The sequence below is a fragment of the Streptomyces sp. JW3 genome (genome assembly GCF_052216785.1).
Classification (GTDB): domain Bacteria; phylum Actinomycetota; class Actinomycetes; order Streptomycetales; family Streptomycetaceae; genus Streptomyces.
Genome location: NZ_JBQOUX010000135.1, coordinates 1 through 19,950 on the forward strand (window position 1 = coordinate 1; position 19,950 = coordinate 19,950).

17 protein-coding genes and 1 pseudogene are annotated in these 19,950 nt (G+C 73.2%); 10 read left to right on the forward strand and 8 right to left on the reverse strand.

Annotated features, from left to right (window positions below; all coding sequences use genetic code 11):
• The first annotated feature begins 46 nt into the window (after positions 1 to 46).
• Positions 47 to 1,234, forward strand: a pseudogene (locus tag ACTT8P_RS34200) (MFS transporter).
• 88 nt (positions 1,235 to 1,322) lie between these two features.
• On the opposite strand, the gene ACTT8P_RS34205 reads toward ACTT8P_RS34200, so the two are convergent.
• Both ACTT8P_RS34205 and ACTT8P_RS34210 read right to left on the reverse strand, forming a co-directional pair.
• Positions 1,323 to 2,489 carry a hypothetical protein gene (locus ACTT8P_RS34205; RefSeq protein WP_442835686.1) on the reverse strand — a complete coding sequence of 389 codons (1,167 nt, stop codon included), beginning with the start codon at positions 2,487 to 2,489 and terminating at the stop codon, positions 1,323 to 1,325.
• Entirely contained in the window at positions 2,486 to 3,427 is a 942-nt protein-coding gene (locus ACTT8P_RS34210; RefSeq protein ID WP_442835687.1) for a 5-dehydro-4-deoxyglucarate dehydratase, read from the reverse strand. The genes ACTT8P_RS34205 and ACTT8P_RS34210 overlap by 4 nt, the downstream gene beginning before the upstream one ends.
• A gap of 203 nt (positions 3,428 to 3,630) precedes the next feature.
• Between ACTT8P_RS34210 and ACTT8P_RS34215 the strand changes: the two genes are divergently transcribed.
• The 7 genes from ACTT8P_RS34215 to ACTT8P_RS34245 all read left to right on the forward strand — a co-directional run bounded on the left by ACTT8P_RS34215 (position 3,631) and on the right by ACTT8P_RS34245 (position 11,058).
• A complete protein-coding gene (locus ACTT8P_RS34215; RefSeq protein WP_442835688.1) occupies positions 3,631 to 4,440 on the forward strand; it encodes an NAD-dependent epimerase/dehydratase family protein in 810 nt (269 codons plus the stop codon).
• Between the two features lie 285 nt (positions 4,441 to 4,725).
• A complete protein-coding gene (locus ACTT8P_RS34220) occupies positions 4,726 to 5,496 on the forward strand; it encodes a DeoR/GlpR family DNA-binding transcription regulator (RefSeq protein ID WP_442835689.1) in 771 nt (256 codons plus the stop codon).
• 81 nt (positions 5,497 to 5,577) lie between these two features.
• Positions 5,578 to 6,948, forward strand: coding sequence for an ABC transporter substrate-binding protein (locus ACTT8P_RS34225; protein WP_442835690.1), 1,371 nt, complete (start codon positions 5,578 to 5,580; stop codon positions 6,946 to 6,948).
• A complete protein-coding gene (locus tag ACTT8P_RS34230; RefSeq protein ID WP_442835691.1) occupies positions 6,945 to 7,886 on the forward strand; it encodes a carbohydrate ABC transporter permease in 942 nt (313 codons plus the stop codon). Before ACTT8P_RS34225 ends, ACTT8P_RS34230 begins: the two co-directional genes overlap by 4 nt.
• Positions 7,883 to 8,737, forward strand: coding sequence for a carbohydrate ABC transporter permease (locus ACTT8P_RS34235; RefSeq protein WP_442835692.1), 855 nt, complete (start codon positions 7,883 to 7,885; stop codon positions 8,735 to 8,737). Before ACTT8P_RS34230 ends, ACTT8P_RS34235 begins: the two co-directional genes overlap by 4 nt.
• Positions 8,734 to 9,723, forward strand: a complete 990-nt coding sequence (locus tag ACTT8P_RS34240; protein ID WP_442835693.1) for a zinc-dependent alcohol dehydrogenase family protein — start codon at positions 8,734 to 8,736, stop codon at positions 9,721 to 9,723. Before ACTT8P_RS34235 ends, ACTT8P_RS34240 begins: the two co-directional genes overlap by 4 nt.
• 123 nt (positions 9,724 to 9,846) lie before the next feature.
• Positions 9,847 to 11,058 (forward strand): TerD family protein, encoded by a 1,212-nt coding sequence (locus tag ACTT8P_RS34245; protein ID WP_442835694.1) that lies wholly within the window; start codon positions 9,847 to 9,849, stop codon positions 11,056 to 11,058.
• 46 nt (positions 11,059 to 11,104) lie between these two features.
• Here the strand turns inward: ACTT8P_RS34245 and ACTT8P_RS34250 are convergent, their stop codons facing one another.
• Positions 11,105 to 12,550, reverse strand: coding sequence for an alkaline phosphatase PhoX (locus ACTT8P_RS34250; RefSeq protein ID WP_442835695.1), 1,446 nt, complete (start codon positions 12,548 to 12,550; stop codon positions 11,105 to 11,107).
• Between the two features lie 152 nt (positions 12,551 to 12,702).
• Positions 12,703 to 14,139 (reverse strand): hypothetical protein, encoded by a 1,437-nt coding sequence (locus tag ACTT8P_RS34255; RefSeq protein ID WP_442835696.1) that lies wholly within the window; start codon positions 14,137 to 14,139, stop codon positions 12,703 to 12,705.
• A 278-nt stretch (positions 14,140 to 14,417) separates the two neighbouring features.
• Here ACTT8P_RS34255 and ACTT8P_RS34260 point away from each other — a divergent pair, with 278 nt between their 5' ends.
• The gene (locus tag ACTT8P_RS34260; RefSeq protein WP_442835697.1) at positions 14,418 to 16,235 is read left to right on the forward strand and encodes an endonuclease/exonuclease/phosphatase family protein; all 1,818 of its coding nucleotides are present in this window, start codon (positions 14,418 to 14,420) and stop codon (positions 16,233 to 16,235) included.
• Positions 16,236 to 16,238: 3 nt separating this feature from the next.
• Here ACTT8P_RS34260 and ACTT8P_RS34265 read toward each other — a convergent pair whose 3' ends face one another.
• Both ACTT8P_RS34265 and ACTT8P_RS34270 read right to left on the reverse strand, forming a co-directional pair.
• Positions 16,239 to 16,577 carry a hypothetical protein gene (locus ACTT8P_RS34265; RefSeq protein ID WP_442835698.1) on the reverse strand — a complete coding sequence of 113 codons (339 nt, stop codon included), beginning with the start codon at positions 16,575 to 16,577 and terminating at the stop codon, positions 16,239 to 16,241.
• Between the two features lie 99 nt (positions 16,578 to 16,676).
• A complete protein-coding gene (locus ACTT8P_RS34270; protein WP_442835699.1) occupies positions 16,677 to 17,048 on the reverse strand; it encodes a DUF3618 domain-containing protein in 372 nt (123 codons plus the stop codon).
• A 148-nt stretch (positions 17,049 to 17,196) separates the two neighbouring features.
• Here ACTT8P_RS34270 and dapA point away from each other — a divergent pair, with 148 nt between their 5' ends.
• Positions 17,197 to 18,096: a 4-hydroxy-tetrahydrodipicolinate synthase gene (dapA, locus tag ACTT8P_RS34275; RefSeq protein ID WP_442835700.1), complete on the forward strand. Its 900-nt coding sequence runs from the start codon at positions 17,197 to 17,199 to the stop codon at positions 18,094 to 18,096.
• Here the strand turns inward: dapA and ACTT8P_RS34280 are convergent.
• Together ACTT8P_RS34280 and ACTT8P_RS34285 are read right to left on the reverse strand one after the other, a co-directional pair.
• Positions 18,086 to 19,297, reverse strand: a complete 1,212-nt coding sequence (locus ACTT8P_RS34280; protein WP_442835701.1) for a WD40 repeat domain-containing protein — start codon at positions 19,295 to 19,297, stop codon at positions 18,086 to 18,088. The two genes, dapA and ACTT8P_RS34280, sit on opposite strands and share 11 nt — an antisense overlap.
• Positions 19,294 to 19,848 carry a SigE family RNA polymerase sigma factor gene (locus tag ACTT8P_RS34285; protein WP_442835702.1) on the reverse strand — a complete coding sequence of 185 codons (555 nt, stop codon included), beginning with the start codon at positions 19,846 to 19,848 and terminating at the stop codon, positions 19,294 to 19,296. The genes ACTT8P_RS34280 and ACTT8P_RS34285 overlap by 4 nt, the downstream gene beginning before the upstream one ends.
• Between the last annotated feature and the right edge of the window lie 102 nt (positions 19,849 to 19,950).

Below are 19,950 nucleotides of genomic sequence, written 5' to 3' on the forward strand. Positions count from 1 at the left end.
TCCGCCCGATGCCGGGACACCCGCCTTAGTCCCACGATGACCAGGCATGACTTCGATATCGACGGCGGCCGTACTGCGGAACCGGAACGCGGCCTGCTGTCTGGCCGCGGCGGTGGTGTCCGGGTTCGGCAGCTCGGCGCTGTGGCTGGCGGCCGGGGTGTGGGTGAAGGATCTGACCGGTTCGGACGGACTGGCCGCGCTGTGCCTGCTCGCCCTGTGAACGCCCACCCTGGCCGGTCCGGCACTGGGCGCGCTCGCCGACCGGGTGCGCCGGGGGCCGCTGCTGATCGCCGCCAACCTGCTGCCGGCCGCCGCGCTGCCCGCCCTGTTCGCGGTGGACTCGCCGGGGCGGCTCTGGCTGCTGTTCGCGGTGCTGTTCCTGTACGGCGCGGCGGGCGTGGTGCAGGACGCGGCCGAGTCGGCACTGTTCGCCACCGCCGTGGACGAGCGGCTGCTCGGCCACCTGGGCGGGCTGCGGACCACCGTCAACGAGGGCATGAAGCTGGTCGCCCCACTGGCGGGCGCGGGCCTGTACGCGGCGTACGGCGGCCCGGCCGTGGCGGCGCTGGACGCGGTGACGTTCGTGCTGGCCGCAGGGCTGTACGCGGCGCTGCGGGTGCGTGAGCCGGCGCCGCGGCGGCCCGCGGAGAGCTGGCGGCACCGGACCGCCGAGGGCGCCCGCTACCTGTGGGCGCACCCCCGGTTGCGCCCCCTCGTCCTCGCGGGCGGTCTGACGATGCTGTGCGCGGGCGTCGGCGGCCCCACCGTCTACGCCGTCGCGGACGCCGTCGGCCGCGCCCCCGCGTACGCCGGGGTGCTGTACGCGGTGCAGGGCGCCGGGTCGGTGGCGGTGGGGCTGCTGGCCGGTCCGGCGCTGCGCCGGCTGGGCGGGCCGCGCTTCGCGGCGTACGGGATCGCCCTGTTCGCGGTGGCGGTGGCGGCACGGGCGGTGCCCTCGGAGCCGGTCGCGCTGCTGACCAGTGCGGCGATCGGGGCGGGGCTGCCGGCGGTGCTGATCGCCGCGCTGACCGCCGTGCAGCGGGAGACGCCGGGGCCCCTGCTGGGCCGGGTCACGGCGACGGCGGGTTCGCTGGTCTTCGCGCCGAACGTGCTCGGCCTGGCGGCGGGCGCGGCGCTGGTCGAGCCGGCCGGCGTACGGGTGCTGTTGCCGGGGCTGGGGGTGCTGCTGCTGGTGACGGCGGGGGTCGCCCGGCGGGCGGGCGCCCCCGCGTGAAAGCCCCGGTGCCGCCCGCCCGGCACCCGCACCCGCACCCGCACCCGCACCGCATGAAACCCCCAGGCGTCGCCCGCCCGAAACCCCCTTACCGCGCGGCCAGCGCCTCCCGTACCGCCGCCAGGTCCGCGTCCGACGCCAGCCCCGCGTGATACAGCCGCAGTTCCGTCGCCCCCAGCTCGCGCGCCCGCGCCGCGTCCGCCGCGAGCGTGGCGGGGCTGCCACCCATGCCGCTGACGACGGTGAGGTTGGCGGCCAGGACCGTGCCGTCGTGGGCCTGCTCGGCGAAGGGGGTGAGCAGGCCCGCGCCGCCCGTGCAGGGCACCACCACGCCGTCCGCGACGGACAGGATGTGCGCGGGGTCGACGCCCACGTTGGCGCCGCAGTGGTAGGAGACCGGGTCGGCGTGCAGCAGCACCTGGAAGCCGGCCGGGGCGGCGGCCCGGACCGCCGCGACGGCCGCCTCCTGGAGCGAACGGGCGGTGGCGTCCCGCCACGCGCGCGTGCCGTGCGCCCGGGTCTCGCCGAGCAGTTTCGTCACCCCCGCCCAGCCGCCGTCACAGGGCGCCGTTCCCCGCCACACCGGTTCCAGCGCCGCGCGTACGGCGGCGGCCAGTTCGTCGGGGTCCAGGCCCTGTCCGCCGTACCCGGCCCGGCAGTCCGGGCAGAAGCACAGCGACATCAGGTACTGCCCGGCGTCGCCGAGGCCGACGCCGCCGGTCTTGTCGTGGGCGTGCAGATGGGCCAGCCCGTACCAGCCGAGGGACTCCAGTTCGGTGCCGCGCGCCCCCGGCCGGACCGCCGCCTCGGCGGCCAGGTCGACGAGGTACGCGCGCGTGCCGGGCCGCGCGACGCACGGCGCCCAGGGGTAGCGGTCGCCGTAGGCGTTGACGACGGAGGTGTCCGGGTGCTCGGCGCCGAGCCGGGAGTTGTGGGCGAGGACCACCCAGGTGTGCACCTGGAGGCCGGCGGCCGCGAGCGCGGCGGCGGCCTCGCCGTAGGCGTCCCCGGGCGCCCAGTCGCCCGCCGGGTACGGGTGCGGGGCGCGTCCCGCCCAGCGGTCGTCCGGCGGGTAGAGGACGGCGGCGTGCTCGGCGGTGACGACGCGGTGGCGGGGGTGCCGGGGGGTCAGGGCCCGGGTGGAGTGGTAGGCGGCGGCCAGCGTCACCTGTTCCACGCCGAGTTCCGCGACCGTCCGCGCCGCGTCCGGGTCGCCGTTGACGTCCCAGGGGTAGACGAATGCCGACGCCTTCACCGTGCCTCCTCCAGCAGCGCGTACCCGCGCTCGATCACCTCGGCCAGCCGCTTGACGTGGTCGCCGGCCGGCTCGTGCAGCGGCGGCCGGACCTCGCCCACGTCGAGGCCGCCGAGCCGTACCCCGGCCTTCACCAGGGCGACGGCGTAACCGCGGCCCTGGGCGCGCAGTTCGGTGAAGGGCCGGTAGAAGCCGTCGAGCAGCCGGTGCGCGGTGGCGTCGTCGCCGGTGCGCAGCGCCTGGTGGAAGGCGAGGGCGATCTCGGGGACGAAGCAGAAGACGGCGGAGGAGTAGAGCGTGACGCCGAGGCCGCGGTAGGCGAGCTGGGTCTGCTCGGCGGTCGGCAGCCCGTTGAAGTAGAGGAAGTCGCCGGGCACCTCGGTGCGCACGGCGCTGACGATCCGCTGCATCAGGTCCAGGTCGCCGAGGCCGTCCTTGAGGCCGACGATCCCCTCGGTGCGGGCGAGTTCGACCACCGCGCGGGGGCTGAAGACGGCGTTGTCGCGCTGGTAGACGATGACCGGCAGGGAGGCCGCGGCGGCCACCTCCCGGTAGTGCCGCAGCAGCCCCTCCTGGCCGGCCAGCACCAGGTACGGCGGCATGGCGAGCAGCCCGTCGGCGCCGGCCTCCTCGGCCAGCCGGGCGTACCGGACGGCGAGCGCGGTGCCGTACCCGGCGCCCGCCACCACCGGCACCCGGCCCGCCGTCGCCTCCACGGCCGCCCGGACGCAGTCCTGGAACTCCTCGGGGGTGAGCGCGTGGAACTCCCCGGTGCCGCAGCACGCGAACACGGCGGCGGCGCCCGCCTGAACCCCTTGGCGCACATGGGCGCGGTAGACGTCGAGGTCGACCTCGCCGCCGGGGCCGTACGCCGTGACCGGGAAGAACAGCGGACCGCGCGGGGCGGTGAGGCGTGCGGCGAGCGGTGATGGCGTCACGGGCTCTCCCGTTTCCATAGGTGACCGTTTCCATATGTGTGATCTGCGTTTATATTTCTGAACAGAGTCACGCTAAGACGGCGCCGCAGACCGGTCAAGAACACGACACCTTGACGTGTGACGACGCCCGTCCCTAGCGTGTCCACGTTTGTGAATCCCGTACTCACCTATGTACCTGCATGTGTACTCAAGGAGACCCGAGGATGCCCGCTCCCCGCACCGTTCTGCTCACCGGCGCCGCCGGCGGCCTCGGCACCCTGATGCGGGACCTGCTCCCCGCCCACGGCTACGACCTGCGCCTGTTCGACCTGAACCCCATCGAGGGCGCCGCCGACGCCCTCGTCGCCGACCTCGCCGACAAGGCCGCCGTGCGCGAGGCGGTGCGCGGCGTCGACGCGATCATCCACCTGGCGGGCATCTCCCTGGAAGCCCCCTTCGAGAAGATCCTCAAGGCGAACATCGAGGGCACCTACCACGTCTACGAGGCTGCCCGCGAGGAGGGCATCGGCCGGATCGTCTTCGCCTCCTCCAACCACGCGGTCGGCTGGACCCCCCGCCCCCAGGGCGACGACCCGCTGATCCCGATCGACACCCCGCGCCGCCCCGACACCTTCTACGGCCTGTCCAAGTCGTTCGGCGAGGACCTCGCCCAGTTCTACTGGGACAAGCACGGCATCGAGACCGTCTCGGTCCGCATCGGCTCCTGCTTCCCCGAGCCGACCAGCGTGCGGATGCTGTCGGTGTGGATGAGCCCGGCCGACGGCGCCCGGCTCTTCCACGCCGCCCTCACCGCCGAGCGGGTCGGCCACACCGTCGTCTACGGCTCCTCCGCCAACACCCGGCTGTGGTGGGACCTGACCACCGCGCGGGCGCTCGGCTACGAGCCGCAGGACGACTCGGAGCCGTACGCGGCGAAACTCGTCGCCGAGCAGGGCGAACTGGACCCGGCCGACCCCGCGCACGCCCGCCTCGGCGGCCACTTCGTCACCGACCCGCCGATCTGGCCGTACTGACCGCCGGTTCACGGCCCGGCTGACCGAAACGGACCGCCGCGCGGGAGGGGACGGGCACCGAACGGGCCCGTCCCCTCCCGCATTCGGGCATCCGCGCTGCCCGACCAGACCCGCCGCCGCGCCCCAGCCCAGGTCCACGACGGTCGCCCGCGCGCCGGAACGGGCCCAAACGGGCCGTATCGGCTCCGCAACAGACCTGGTCAGCGCCGCGCACCGGCGGTAGAACTCTCCCCAAGGGCCCCACCGGGCCCGAACGGGCAACGGCGCGCGTGAGGCAGGTGTGGCATGGGCACGAGATCGGCGGAAGAGCGCCAGCGGGAGATCGTGCTGGCCGCCCGGAGTGCCGGCTCGGTCGACGTCACCGCGCTGGCCGCCGAACTCGGCGTGGCCAAGGAGACCGTACGCCGGGATCTGCGCGCCCTGGAGGACCACGGTCTGGTCCGCCGCACCCACGGCGGCGCCTACCCGGTGGAGAGCGCCGGGTTCGAGACCACCCTCGCGGTCCGCGCCACCAGCCACGTCCCCGAGAAGCGCCGGGTCGCCGCCGCGGCGGCCGAACTGCTCGGGGACGCCGAGACGGTCTTCGTCGACGAGGGCTTCACCCCCCAGCTCATCGCCGAGGCGCTGCCCACCGATCGCCCGCTGACCGTGGTCACCGCCTCCCTGCCGGTGGCCGGCGCGCTCGCCGGGCGCGGCGACACCTCCGTGCTGCTGCTCGGCGGCCGGGTCCGCTCGGGCACGCTGGCCACCGTCGACCACTGGACCACCAGGATGCTGGCCGGTTTCGTCCTCGACCTGGCGTTCATCGGCGCCAACGGCATCTCCCGCGAACACGGCCTGACCACGCCCGACCCGGCGGTCAGCGAGGTCAAGGCGCAGGCCGTGCGGGCCGCCCGGCGCACGGTGTTCGCCGGGGTGCACACCAAGTTCGGAGCGGTCAGCTTCTGCCGGTTCGCCGAGATCGGCGCGCTGGAGGCGATCGTCACCAGCACCCAGTTGCCCGCCTCAGAGGCCCACCGCTACTCACTGCTCGGTCCCCAGGTCATCCGCGTCTGATCCCGCCCCCTTCCTCCCCCTCGCGGGGGCGGGATCACCCCTTCGTCGCCCATTACCTCCCCATATGTTCAGGAGCGATCCATGCGAACCCAGAGCCGACACAGGCCGCGAGCGACGCTCGCCCTGGCCGCCGCAGGGACGCTGCTCGCCCCGCTGCTCTCCGGCTGCTGGGTCGGGGCGGGCGGGGCGGGCTCCGGCGGCAACGCCATCAACGTCCTGATGGTGAACAACCCGCAGATGGTCGAGCTCCAGAAGCTCACCGCCGACCACTTCACCAAGGAGACCGGCATCAAGGTGAACTTCACCGTGCTGCCGGAGAACGACGTCCGCGACAAGATCAGCCAGGACTTCGCCAACCAGGCGGGCCAGTACGACGTCGCCACCCTCTCCAACTACGAGATACCGATCTACGCCCAGAACGAGTGGCTGCACGAGATGGACTCGTACGCCGCCAAGGACACCGCCTACGACGAGCAGGACGTCCTCAAGCCAATGCGCGAGTCGCTGACCGGCGCGGACGGCAAGCTCTACGGCCAGCCCTTCTACGGCGAGTCCTCCTTCCTGATGTACCGCAAGGACATCTTCGCGAAGAAGGGCCTGACGATGCCCGCGCACCCCACCTGGCAGCAGGTGGCCGACCTCGCCGCCGAGGTCGACGGCGCGGAACCCGGCATGAAGGGCATCTGCCTGCGCGGCCTGCCCGGCTGGGGCGAGGTGATGGCCCCGCTCACCACGGTCGTCAACACCTTCGGCGGCACCTGGTTCGACCAGGACTGGACGGCCCGCCTGGACTCCCCCGAGTTCGAGAAGGCGGTGAAGTTCTACGTCGACCTGGTGCGCGAGCACGGCGAGTCCGGCGCCCCGCAGGCCGGCTTCGCCGAGTGCCTGAACAACCTGACCCAGGGCAAGGTCGCCATGTGGTACGACGCCACCTCCGCGGCCGGTTCGCTGGAGGCCGACAACTCCCCGGTCAAGGGCAAGCTGGGCTACGCGCCCGCCCCGGTGGAGAAGACGGAGTCGGCCGGCTGGCTCTACACCTGGGCCTGGGGCATCCAGCAGGCGTCCCGCAACCCCGACAAGGCGTGGAAGTTCGTCTCCTGGGCCTCCAGCAAGGAGTACGAGCAGCTGGTCGGCGACGAGATCGGCTGGTCCAACGTCCCGGCCGGCAAGCGCGCCTCCACCTACGAGAACCCGGCCTACCGCGCGGAGGCCGCCGCCTTCCAGGAGATGACCAAGGAGGCGATCGAGGGGGCCAAACCGACGGACCCGGGGGTGCAGCCGCGCCCGGCGCCCGGCATCCAGTTCGTCGGCATCCCGGAGTTCACCGACCTCGGCACCAAGGTCTCCCAGGAGATCAGCGCGGCCATCGCCGGACGCCAGTCCGTCGAAGCGGCCCTGAAGAAGTCACAGGACCTCGCCGAAGAGATCTCCGAGGAGTACGAAGGACGATGACCGCCACGACAACGGCCCCCGTGGCCGCACCCGACGTCAGTACCCCACCGAACCAGCCCTCCGCGCGGCTGCGCGCCTGGGCCACCCGGGCGCCGCTGCTGCCGGCCCTGATCTTCATGATCGCGGTCACCCAGCTGCCCTTCGTGGCGACGCTGGTGATCTCCTTCTTCGACTGGAACGCCCTCTACCCGGACGCCCGGCACTTCACCTGGTTCGCCAACTACGGCGACGTCCTCACCGACCCCGACCTGCGCAAGTCGGTGTGGACGACGGTCCTGCTCACCGTCGCGGTGGTGCTGGCCAGCCTGGTCCTGGGCCTGGCGCTGGCGCTGCTGCTGGACCGGAAGTTCAAGGGCCGGGGCGTGGTCCGCACCCTGCTGATCGCCCCGTTCCTGGTGGTCCCGGTCGCGGCTGCACTGCTCTGGAAGCACGTCCTGTACAACCCGGAGTACGGCCTGCTCAACGGCCTACTGCACTACGTCGGCGGCCCCCAGCCGGACTGGATCTCCAACACCCCGCTGCTCGCGGTGGAACTCTCCCTGGTCTGGCAGTGGACGCCGTTCATGATGCTGATCCTGCTGGCCGGGCTGCAGAGCCGGGACCAGCAGCAGATCGAGGCGGCCCGGGTGGACGGGGCCAGCGACTGGCAGATCTTCGTCCACCTCACCCTGCCGCACCTGCGCCGCTACCTCGAACTCGGCGCCCTGCTCGGCTCGATCTACATCGTGCAGAACTTCGACGCCGTCTTCACGATCACCTCCGGCGGCCTGGGCACCGCCAACCTGCCGTACACCGTCTACCAGAGCTTCTACCAGGCGCACGAGAACGGCCTCGCCTCGGCGGCCGGCGTCCTGGTCGTCATCGGCTCGATCATCATCGCGACCTTCGCCCTGCGCGTGGTGTCGTCCCTGTTCCGCGAGGAGGTGGGCCGCGCATGAGCAGCACCGTGGCCGCTGTACGAGTCAGCCGTCGCAAGAGCGGCGCCGGCCTGGGCCTGGTGGCCTGGCTGCTCGGCATCGTCTTCTTCCTGCCCATCGCGTGGATGGCGCTGACCTCCTTCCACTCCGAGGAGGACGCCGCCACCAACCCGCCGTCCTTCGCGGCGTCGCTGACGCTGGACGGCTACCGCGAGTTCTTCGGCGCGGGCGGCGGCGCGAGCCCCTGGCCGGCGCTGGCCAACTCGGTGGTGGCGTCGGTGGCGTCGACCCTGTTCGTCCTGGTGCTCGCCCTGCCCGCCGCCTACGCGCTGTCCATCCGCCCGGTGAAGAAGTGGACCGACGTCCTGTTCTTCTTCCTGTCCACGAAGATGCTCCCGGTGGTGGCGGGCCTGTTGCCCATCTACCTGTTCGCCAAGAACACCGACATGCTGGACAACATCTGGCTGCTGGTCATCCTCTACACCTCGATGAACCTGCCGATCGCGGTGTGGATGATGCAGTCCTTCCTCGCCGAGGTGCCGGTCGCGATCATCGAGGCGGCCCGGGTGGACGGCGCCCGGCTGCCGACCATCCTGGCCCGGGTGGTCGCCCCGATCGCCCTCCCCGGCATCGCGGCGACCTCGCTGATCTGCTTCATCTTCAGCTGGAACGAACTGCTCTTCGCCCGGGTGCTGACGGGTGTGGTCGCCGAGACCGCCCCCGTCTTCCTGACCGGCTTCATCACCAGCCAGGGCCTGTTCCTGGCCAAGGTGTGCGCCGCGTCGCTCGTCGTCTCCCTGCCGGTGCTCGCCGCGGGGTTCGCCGCCCAGGACAAACTGGTCCAGGGCCTGTCGTTGGGAGCCGTGAAATGAAGGCCGCCGTCATCGAGTCCGTGGGCCGGGCCGTCGTCGCCGAGATCCCGGACCCGACGCCAGGGCCGCGCGAGGTCGTCGTCCAGGTCGCCGCGTGCGGGCTGTGCGGCACCGACCTGCACATCCTCCAGGGCGAGTTCGCGCCCAAGCTGCCGATCACGCCGGGGCACGAGTTCGCCGGCGCGGTGGTCGGGGTCGGCACCCAGGTCAGCGAGGTGTCGGTCGGCGACCAGGTAGCGGTGGACCCGTCCCTCTACTGCTACGAGTGCCGCTACTGCCGTACCGGCCACAACAACCTCTGCGAACGCTGGGCGGCCATCGGCGTGACGACGGCGGGCGGCGCGGCCCAGTACGCGGTGGCCCCCGTCGCCAACTGCGTGAAGCTGCCCGAGCACGTCCGCACCCAGGACGCGGCCCTCATCGAACCCCTGTCCTGCGCGGTCCGCGGCTACGACGTCCTCCAGTCCCGCCTCGGCGCGCACGTCCTGATCTACGGCTCCGGGACGATGGGCCTGATGATGCTGGAGCTGGCCAAGCGGACCGGGGCGGCCGGCGTCGACATGGTCGACCTCAACCCGGCCCGGCTGGAGACGGCCAGGGGCCTGGGCGTCTCGGCCACCGCGGCCAGCCCCGACGAACTGGACCGCCCGCAGGGCTGGGACCTGGTCATCGACGCGACCGGCAACGCGGCGGCCATCCAGGACGGCCTGGACCGGGTCGCCAAGGCCGGCACCTTCCTCCAGTTCGGCGTGGCCGACTACGCGACGCGGGTCCAGATCGACCCGTACCGCATCTACAACCAGGAGATCACCATCACCGGCTCGATGGCGGTCCTGCACAGCTACGAACGCGCGGCGGAACTCTTCGCGAACGGCGTCCTGGACCCGGACGTCTTCATCAGCGACCGCATCCCGCTGGACCGGTACCCCGAGGCGCTGGAGCAGTTCGCGGCGGGGGTGGGCCGCAAGATCGTGGTCGTCCCCTGACAGCGAAGCTCCGGACGGGCTGACGTTTTCAGCCCGTCCGGGGCGAAAAACACCAGGTCACCCATTGGATGCCGGGTAAGGGAACGGTAAAACCCCCTCGCTCGTTCACCCGGCATGACAGCTATGACCCCCGGCTCGAACATCCCTCTGTCCGCCGCCCGCGTGACGGTGGACGTCGCCGCGCCCGTGCGCCTCGACGTATCGGGCCTGCTGCTCACCGCCGACGGCAAGGTGCGCTCCGACGACGACTTCATCTTCTACAACCAGCCCGCCGGCCCGGGCGTGACCTACCGCTCCGGCGGCGGCACCGCCCCGGACGCGATCACGGTCGACACCTCCGCCCTCCCCCCGGGCATCGAGAAGATCGTCGTCACCGCGAGCCCGGACGCCGCGGGCCAGACCTTCCAGGGCATCGAGCCCACGGCCACCCTCCGCGACGGGGACGACAACTCCGTGCTGGCCACCTTCACACCCCCGCAGCTCGGCAGCGAGACCGCCTTGGTGATCGTCGAGGTGTATCTCCGCAACGGCGTCTGGAAGGCCCGCGCGGTCGGCCAGGGCTACGCCAACGGCCTGGCCGGCATCGCCACCGACTTCGGCGTCTCGGTGGAGGAGCCGGCCGCGCCGGCCGCCGCCCCCGCCGCCGCCCCGGCCCAGCCGGTCACGCCCCCGGCCCCCGCCGCCGTACAGCCCCCGCCCCCGCCGGTCACCGCGCCCGCCGCACCCGCGGCCCCCGCGGCCCCCGCCCCCGGCGCCGGGAAGATCAACCTGGACAAGGGCCGGGTCAGCCTCCAGAAGAACCAGACCGTCTCCCTGGTCAAGGGCGGCCGCCCGGTCCTGTCCCAGGTCAAGATGGGTCTGGGCTGGGAGCCGGCGTTCCGCGGCAAGGACATCGACCTGGACGCCTCGGTCATCGCCTACGGCCCGCAGCGCAACCACATCGACAGCTGCTACTTCGGCAAGCTGTCCATCGTGGGCGGCGCCGTCAAGCACTCCGGTGACAACCTCACCGGCGAGGGCGGCGGCGACGACGAGGTGATCGTCGTCGACCTCGGCCGGCTCCCGCAGGAGGTCACCGGCCTGGTCTTCACGGTCAACTCGTTCTCCGGGCAGAAGTTCACCGAGGTCGCCAAGGCGTACTGCCGCCTGCTGGACGCGGCGACCGGTGAGGAACTGGTCCGCTTCGACCTGACCTCCGCCGAACCGCAGACCGGCGTGATGATGGCCAAGCTGATCCGCCAGTTCTCCGGCGAGTGGGACATGACGGCGATGGGCGAGTTCGTCAAGTCCCGCACGGTGCGCGGGATGGTGAAGCCGGCCGCCAAGTCGCTGTGACCGCGGACGGTCCGGGTCCCGCCCGGGACCCGGACCGTCGTCCCGCTCAGCGCCGCTTCTGCCGCTTCCAGGGCCCGGTGATCGCCAGCATGATGCCGGGCGTCTGGATGTTGGCGTACAGGGTGCGGCCGTCCGGCGAGAAGGTCACTCCGGTGAACTCGCTGTACTCGGGGTCGTCCGCGCTCCCGAGATTCAGCTCGTTGCGGGCGATCGGGTACGTCCGTCCGCTGTCGGTCGCGCCGAACAGGTGCTGGACGCCGTCGCCGTCCTCGGCGATGACCAGCCCGCCGTACGGGGAGACGGTGATGTTGTCGGGGCCGTCGAAGGCGCCGTCCGCCGAGGGGTCCGGGTTGACGCCGAGCAGCACCTTCAGGGTGAGGGTGCGACGCCCCGGATCGTAGAACCAGACCTGGCCGTCGTGCGGTGCGCCCGGGGACTCGGAGCGGGCGTAGGAGGAGACGACGTAGGCGCCGCCGTCGGCCCACCACATGCCCTCGAGTTTGCGGGCCCGGGTGACCTGGCCGGCGGTGAACTGCTTGCGCACGGAGACGGTCTTCGCGTCGCGGTCGGGGACCTCCACCCAGTCGACGCCGTACACGGTGCCGGTCCTGGTCGCGCGGGACAGGTCGTCGACGAACTGCCCGCCGGAGTCGAAGCACTTGAAGGCTTCCAGCCGCCCGGCGTCGTCGGCGAGGGCGCGCAGCCTGCCGCGGCCGTGCCGGAAGCCCTCCGGCGGGGTCCAGCGGTAGAAGAGGCCGTTGGGGCCGGAGGCGTCCTCGGTCAGGTAGGCGTGGCCGCGCCTGGGGTCGATGACGACGGCCTCGTGGGCGTACCGGCCGAGCGCCTTGACCGGCTTCGGGTCGCGGCCCGCGCGCCGGTCGGCGGGGTCGACCTCGAAGACGTAGCCGTGGTCCTTGGTCATGCCGTTGGACCCGGCCCGGTCCTCGGTCTCCTCGCAGGTCAGCCAGGTGTCCCAGGGGGTGGAGCCGCCGGCGCAGTTGGTGGCGGTGCCGGCGATGCCGACCCATTCGGCGACCTCGCCGCCGGGGCGGACCTCGACGACGGTGCAGCCGCCGGCCGCCGCCGGGTCGTAGACCAGGCCCTCGGTGAGCGGGACCGGGTGCGGCCAGTTGGCGCGGGGGCCGCCCAGTTCGTGGTTGTTGACCAGCAGCACCGTGCCGCGCGGGCCGGCGAAGGTGGCGGTGCCGTCGTGGTTGGAGGGGGTGTACTCGCCCGACTCCAGCTTGGTGCGGCCGCTGTAGGTGATGACCCGGTAGGAGAAGCCGGCCGGCAGCGCGAGGAGGCCGTCCGGGTCGGGGAGCAGCGGCCCGTAGCCGACGCCGCCGTGTCCGTGCTCGTCGTCGGTGCCCTCGGTCTCGGTGGACGCCAGGGCGTTCGGCGCGGTGGCGAGGGCGCCGACGCTGCCCGCCAGCGCGACCCCGGCGCCGGTGAGCGCGGAGCGTCTGGCGAAGTCCCTGCGGGTGAGCGACATGGTGTCTCCTGTGACGGTCGGCGTACCAGGGCGGGGGGGGTGGCCGAGCGGGTGCGGCGCCACCGTCCCGCCCGCTGCTTAACGCCGGTTGAACACCGGGCGACACCCCGGGACCCGGGCACGTGAATCCACCGCCGCGCCCACCGCCCCGCTCAACCCCCGTGCTGGGAGCGGGCCTTGAACGCCGCCTTGCGGGCCTCCTTGGCGATCTTCTTGTCGGGGTGCAGCCGGCCCATCGCCTCCAGCACGTCGGCGGTGGCCGGGTGGCCGACCCGCCAGGCGGTGTCGAAGAAGCCGCTGTGCTGCGCGGCCAGTCCCTCCACCAGCGCCTGGAGTTCCTCGGAGTTGCCCTCGGCGGCGAGCTGCGCGGCCACCGTGTCGACGGTCAGCCAGAACACCATGGACTCCGGCGGCGGCGGCACGTCCCGCGCGCCGTGCTCGGCCAGCCACACCCGGGCCAGTCCGCCCAGCTCCGCGTCGTCGAGGACCTCCCGCAGCGCGGGCTCCGCCTCGGCGCCGACCAGGGCCAGCGCCTGCTGGCAGCGCAGCCGGCGCAGCGGCGCCCCGGCGTCGGTGCCGCGCGCGGCGGCCAGCAGTTCCCGGGCGGCGGCCGGCGGCTCGCGGCGGGCCAGCCAGCCCTCGGTCTCGGCGTGCGCGGCGCCCGGCGGATAGCCGGCCGTCCCGTCGAACAGCGCGTCGGCGCCCTTGTCGGCGAACTCCCCGACGGCCGGCGCGGTGAACCCGGCCTCCAGCAGCCGGGCCCGCAGCCCGTACAGACCGAGCGGGGTCAGCCGCACCATGCCGTAGCGGGCCACGTCGGTGTCGTCGACGGCGTCGGCGGGTTCCTCGTCGGAGCCGGCGTCGGTCAGCACCGTCTCGTCGACCGGCCGGTAGGCGACCAGGCCGATCGGCTCCAGCAGCCGGAACTGGTCGTCCAGCCGCAGCATCGCGTCGGACACCTGCTGGAGCACGTCGTTGCTGGGCTCCCCCATGTCGCCGGGGATCAGCACCGAGGCGGCGAGCGCGGGCAGCGGCACCGGGGTGTCGCCGGGGGCGTCCTCGCCGACGGTGAGCAGGTACAGGTTGCCGAGCACCCCGTCGAGGAACTCCGCCTCGGCCTCGGGGTCCCAGTCCAGGGCGGACAGGTCCAGCTCGTCCTCGCCCTCGGCCATCGCGTCGACCAGGGCGCCGAGGTCGGGCGCGCTCGCGTCGGCGAGCACGGTCTCCAGGGCGCCGAGCCAGGCGCCGAGCACGTCCTGCGGGGAGCCGCCGGTGAGCAGCGCCAGTTCCTCGCCGGCCGCGACGGTGCCCGCGTCCTCGTCGGTGATCTCGACCAGCCCGGCGTCGACGGCGACCCGCCACGCCTCGCCCGCGTCCGCCGCGGCCTCGTCGCCGCTCAGTCCGAGCGCCGCCACCGCCGCACCGAGCTGCTCCTCGGCCAGCTCGCCCCCGGCCTCCACCCGGGTGTCCGGACCGGCCCAGCGGGCGAGCCGTACCGCCCGGGAAAACAGGGGGGCACTGAGCGCGGCGCGGGCCAGCTCCGCCTCGGGGTGGAGCCGCGCGGGCGGCAGGGTGGAGCTGTCTGACATCGGCTGTTTCTCCTCGCGCGCCTCGACGGCCGTACGGCCACCTGGACGCCGTACGGCTCAGCCGCTCAGCCTAGACGGGTTTGGACCCATGCCGCCCGGTTCATCTCCCCGTCGGCCGCCGTACATGGCTGAAACCTTGACAACGGGCGTGGCCGCGCAGGAGATTGACGCGCGTAGAAACAGGGGGGCACACGTGTTCAGTCAGTCATGCGCGCTCCCCCTCCCCATGCCTCGTCCGTGCTTCCCGGCGCCCGAAGTCACGTCCCCGGAGGGACCCCATGCCGAGCAAGTCGTCCGCGCGCCTCGCCGCGCTCACCGTCGCCGCCGTCTGCTCCGCGGCCTCCACCGTCGTCCTCACCTCGCCCGCCCACGCGGCCGCCGTGCGCATCCATGACATCCAGGGCGGCACCCGGCTCTCCCCGTACGCCGGCCAGCAGGTCACCGACGTGACCGGAATCGTCACGGGGGTACGGGGATACGGCTCCTCCAGAGGTTTCTGGATGCAGGACCCGACGCCGGACACCGATCCGGCCACCAGTGAGGGCGTGTTCGTCTTCACCAGCTCCACCCCGAAGGTCGTCGTCGGCGACGCGGTCACCGTCGCCGGCACGGTCTCGGAGTACGTCCCCGGCGGCGCCTCCTCCGGCAACCAGTCGCTGACCGAGATAACCCGCCCCACGGTCACCGTGGTCTCCGCCGGCAACCCGGTCCCGGCCGCCACCCGGATCACCGCCCGCTCGGTGCCGGCCGCCTACACCCCCGAGGCGGACGGCGGCTCGGTCAACACCCTGCCGCTGCGCCCCGCCCGCTACGCCCTGGACTACTACGAGTCCCTGGAGGGCATGAACGTCCAGGTCGCCGACGCCCGCGTGGTCGGCGCCAGCGACCCGTACACCGAGCTGTGGGTGACGGTGAAGCCGAAGGAGAACCCGAGCGCGGGCGGCGGCACGGTCTACGGCTCCTACGCCGCCCAGAACACCGGCCGGCTCCAGATCCAGTCCCTGGGCGCGGTCGCCGACTTCCCCGAGGCGACCGTGGGCGACACCCTGGCCGGCGCCACGGCCGGCCCGCTGGACTACAACCAGTACGGCGGCTACACGCTGGTCGCGAGCGAACTGGGCACCCTGCGCGACGGCGGCACGGAGCGCGAGACCACGCGCGCGCAAAAGCGCGACGAGCTGGCGGTGGCCACGTACAACGTCGAGAACCTCGACCCGTCCGACGACACCTTCGCCGCGCACGCGGCGGCGATCACGCACAATCTGTCCTCGCCCGACATCGTGTCCCTGGAGGAGATCCAGGACAACAACGGTGCCACCGACGACGGTACGGTCGCCGCCGACCAGACGGTGACGAAGCTGATCGACGCGATCGTGGCGGCGGGCGGCCCACGCTACGACTGGCGCTCGGTCGACCCGGCCGACGGCGCGGACGGCGGCGAGCCCGGCGGCAACATCCGCCAGGTGTTCCTGTTCAACCCGGAGCGGGTCTCCTTCACCGACCGCGCGGGCGGCGACGCCACCACGGCCACGGAGGTCACCAAGGTCCGCGGCAAGGCGGCGCTCACCCTGTCCCCCGGCCGCGTCGACCCGGCGAACGAAGCCTGGGAGGACAGCCGCAAGCCGCTCGCGGGCGAGTTCGTCTTCCGCGGCAAGACCGTCTTCGTCATCGCCAACCACTTCGCGTCCAAGGGCGGCGACCAGGGCCTGACCAGCCAGTACCAGCCGCCGGCGCGCAGCTCCGAGACGCAGCGCCACCTCCAGGCGGCGGCCGTCAACACCTTCGTCAAGGACATCCTGGCCACTCAGAAGAACGCCGACGTCATCACCCTGGGCGACATCAACGACTTCGAGTTCTCCACCACCGCCCGGCTCCTGGAGGACGACGGCGCCCTGTGGTCGGCGGTCAAGTCACTGCCGCGCGCCGAGCGTTACTCGTACGTCTACCAGGGCAACAGCCAGGTCCTGGACCAGATCCTGATCAGCCCGTCGATCCGGCGCGGCGGTCACTTCACGTACGACAGCGTGCACGTCAACGCCGAGTTCCCCGACCAGATCAGCGACCACGACCCGCAGGTGCTGCGGTTCCGTCCGTGACGGTCAGCCGGGCACGAGACCGAGGGCGTGCGCGTACCGGCTGACGCCGGGTCCGCGCGGCACGGGGGCGCCGTCCTCCCACTCGGCGCAGGTGCGGACGTGTGTGCCGGCGGTGCTGAGGTAGATGTGGCCGGAGATCATCCCCGGCTCCCGTTCGATCCGGTCGGTGTGCGTGGTGGTCACGGTGGTGACGAAGCCGGGGACCCTGCTGTCCCCGGCCTCGCGCTCCAGCCCGCCGCGCCGCCGCTGCCGCTCGGGCGTGCCGACCCGCCCCGTACTGAAGAAGGGCGCCGTGGCATCCGGTCGGGTGAGGTCGGGGTGGGCGGCGGTACGGCGGGTCATCTCGGCCTCCGCCGAAGGGCGTTGGTGATCGGCGACCACCACCCTCCGCCCTCAAGCGAACTCGAGGTCAAGAAGAACCACCGGCCCGCCGGACCACTGTCAGCGACGCCCCCGCCGCCGCAGCACCCCCACCGCGACGACCGCGCCCGCCGCCGCCCCGGCGATCACCACAGGCCGCGGACGCCGCAGCCCCGTCCGGCCGGCCCGGTCCTGCACCGCGTGCCCGGCCTGCGCGGCGCTGCTGCGCAACTGCACGGTCAGCGCACCGGCCTTGTCCCGCAGGTCGGCCGCACGGGCCTGCGCCCGCCCCTTCACATCCGTCCGCTCCGCCAGTTCCCCGACCGTGCCGGCCAGCCGCCCGCGCGCCTCCTCGACCTGACGCCGCAGTTCATCGGGCCCCTTGGCCCCCGTCGCCCGCCCACCGTCCGTCATCGTTCCGCCTTCCTCGCACTGCGCGTACGCATCCGTCATCCGTCATCCGTCGGCACCGTCACCCGTTCCTGACGGCCCCGGGTACCCGGCCCGGCCGCCCGCTACCCGGCACGCTTCAGCACCGCTTACCGATAACCGGTAGCGCAATTAAGTGGAACCAGGCCCACCCCGCGCCGACACTCCCCCCATGACTCCTCCTGCCCCCTTCGGCCGCGCCCTGTGCGCGATGATCACGCCCTTCACCGACTCCAACACCCTCGACCTGGACGGCGCCCAGCGCCTCGCCGGCCACCTGGTGACCCACGGCTGCGACGGCCTGGTGCTGTCGGGCACCACGGGCGAGTCCCCCACCACCACGGACGCCGAGAAGAGCGCGCTCATCACGGCGGTCCGGGAGGCGGTGGGCGACCGGGCGACGATCGTGGCCGGCGTGGGCACCGCCGACACCCGCCACACCACGGCCCTGGCCCGCGCCGCCGGGCGCGCCGGCGCGGACGGCCTGCTGGTGGTCGCGCCGTACTACAGCAGGCCCCCGCAGGACGCGCTGGAAGCACACTTCCGCGCGATCGCCGACGCCTCTGACCTCCCGGTCATGCTGTACGACATCCCCGGCCGCACCGGAGTCCGCATCGCCCCCGCCACCTTGATCCGGCTGGCCGCCCACCCGCGCGTCGTCGCCGTCAAGGACTGCGCCTACGACGTCCTCGGTACCCAACGCGTCCTGTCCGCCACCGACTTGGCGTACTACACGGGCTGCGACGAGTACGCCCTCGCCCTGTACGCGACCGGCGGCACGGGTTATGTCAGTACGGTCGCGAACGTGGTCCCGGCCGCCATGCGGGCGATCCTGGCCGCCCACGACGCGGGCCGCACGGCCGAGGCGGCCCGCCGCCAGCTGCGGGCGAGCGAGCTGATCGAGGCGCTGATGGCCGCGGGCCTGCCCGGGACCGTCACCACCAAGGCGCTCCTGAACCACCTCGGCCTCCCGGCCGGCCCGGTCCGCGCCCCGCTGCGCCCGGCCGGCCGGGAGACGGCCGACGCGCTGCGGGCGGCGTACGACCGGCTGACCGGGGACGTCAACGGGTGACGAACAGGGGCTCCCACCCCTGCCGGTCCAGGTCCTCGTCCGGCACCCGCGTACCGGAGAGCTGCACGACCTCCTCGCTGCCGATCGTGACGAGCACCAGCCGCCCCTGGTACTCCTGGATCCCCGGCGTCCGCTCCCAGGCGACGAGCCGCCGGTCGTCCGCCCAGGCCAGCAGCGTGGCCCCGCGCACCTTGGTGACCTCCTCGCCGGTCCGCGGATCCCGCACCGACGACCACGACCTGTCCTTGCGTTCCTTGGCCGGCCCGAGCGCGGCGAGCCGTCCGTCCGGGGAGAGCCGGGCGGGCACGTCGGAGCGCAGGTACCGCTCGTCGGCGGGTGCCTGAACCGCCTCGCCCGACAGGTCGTAGAACTCCTGCAGCCCGTCGCGCTCGCCGACGACCTGGGCGTAGACCAGGTCCCCGGTCCGGGAGAAGGCGAAGTCCCGCCGCGAGGTGCTGTCCAGGCCGGCCGGTACGGCACTCCAGGTGCTGTCTTCGGTGCCCACGTCCAGGACGAGGAACCCGGTCCGGCTCGGACGGCCCGTCAGCGACAACCACGCCGCCGCCCCCTCCTGACCAGGCACCCGATGCCGCAGATCGGGATTGCCGTCGTACGTCGTCGCGACGATCCGCCCGCCGTCCCGGGAGTAGGCGAGCCCGCCGACCCCGTGGTCCACCGGCACCCACCGCTCGACCCGTCCGGTCCTCGGATCGAGGACGCCGATCCGCCGGGCCGGCAGCTCCCGTTCCAGCACGGCCGCCGTCCGCATCCCGGGCGCGACGGCGACATACGACCACCGGTCGTCCTTCTCGTACCGTCCGGTGGCCGGGTCCAGCAGCCAGTAGGTCCGCTGCCTGACCCCCTCCTCAGCCGTCCGTTCGACCGTCTCGGCCGTGTAGTAGGCGGCCAGGGCCACGTCTCCGGCGGCGATCAGGTCGCGCGGCGGCGACTGGTCGGGATGGGCACTGATCCCGTCGTTCCGCACCGCCGGAGGCTGCTGCTCCCGCCCGGAGTCCAGCAGCGGAACGCCCACCGCGATGGCGACCACGGCGGCGACGACGGCGGCCAGGGACGTCAGCCCGCGCAGCCGGCGCCGGCGCCGCCGTACCGCGAGCACCCGGTCGGCGAATCCCGGCGGTACCGCCCGCTCCCCGGCCGCCTGTTCCCGCAACGTCTCGCGCACCACTTCCTCGACGTTCACGAACGCACCTCCAGTGGCGCGGGGTTGCGGACCGAACGGTCCTCGGGTGCCCGCAGGGCGGCCAGTTCGGGCGCGACGGCCCGCAGCCGGGCCGGCGCACGGTGGGTGGTGGACCGCACGGTCCCGACCGAACACCCGAGGAGTTGGGCGACGTCGCCCTCGGGCAGATCCTCGAAGTACCGCAGCACCAGCACCGTCCGCTGCCGCGCGGCCAGCCGGGCGAGCGCCCCGCGCATGACGAGCCGCAGTTCGGCGGCGGCCACCGGGTCGGCGCCGTCCGTCCCGGTCTCGGGCGGCCGGCCGACGCTCACCTCCCGCCGCGGCCACTTCAGCCGCCAGCGGCTGACCTGCTGCCGGTACAGCACCTGCCGGACGTACGCCTCGGGCTCCTCGATCCGGTGCCGGCGCCCGGCCACCTTGATCAGCGCGTTCTGGAGCAGGTCCTCACCCGCGTGCCGGTCCCCGCCGCTCAGCAGCACGGCGGTTCTCAGCAGCGCGGACGACCGGTTCGCCACGAACTCGCGGAAACTCTCCTGGGCCTGCGCATCCATCGTCACCTTCTCGCACCCCGGGCGGACCCGCTGTCCGGCCCCCGTACCCCTTGTGACGCGCGCTGCCGTCCCCCACTATGCCGGTGCCGGGGCCCGTTCGAC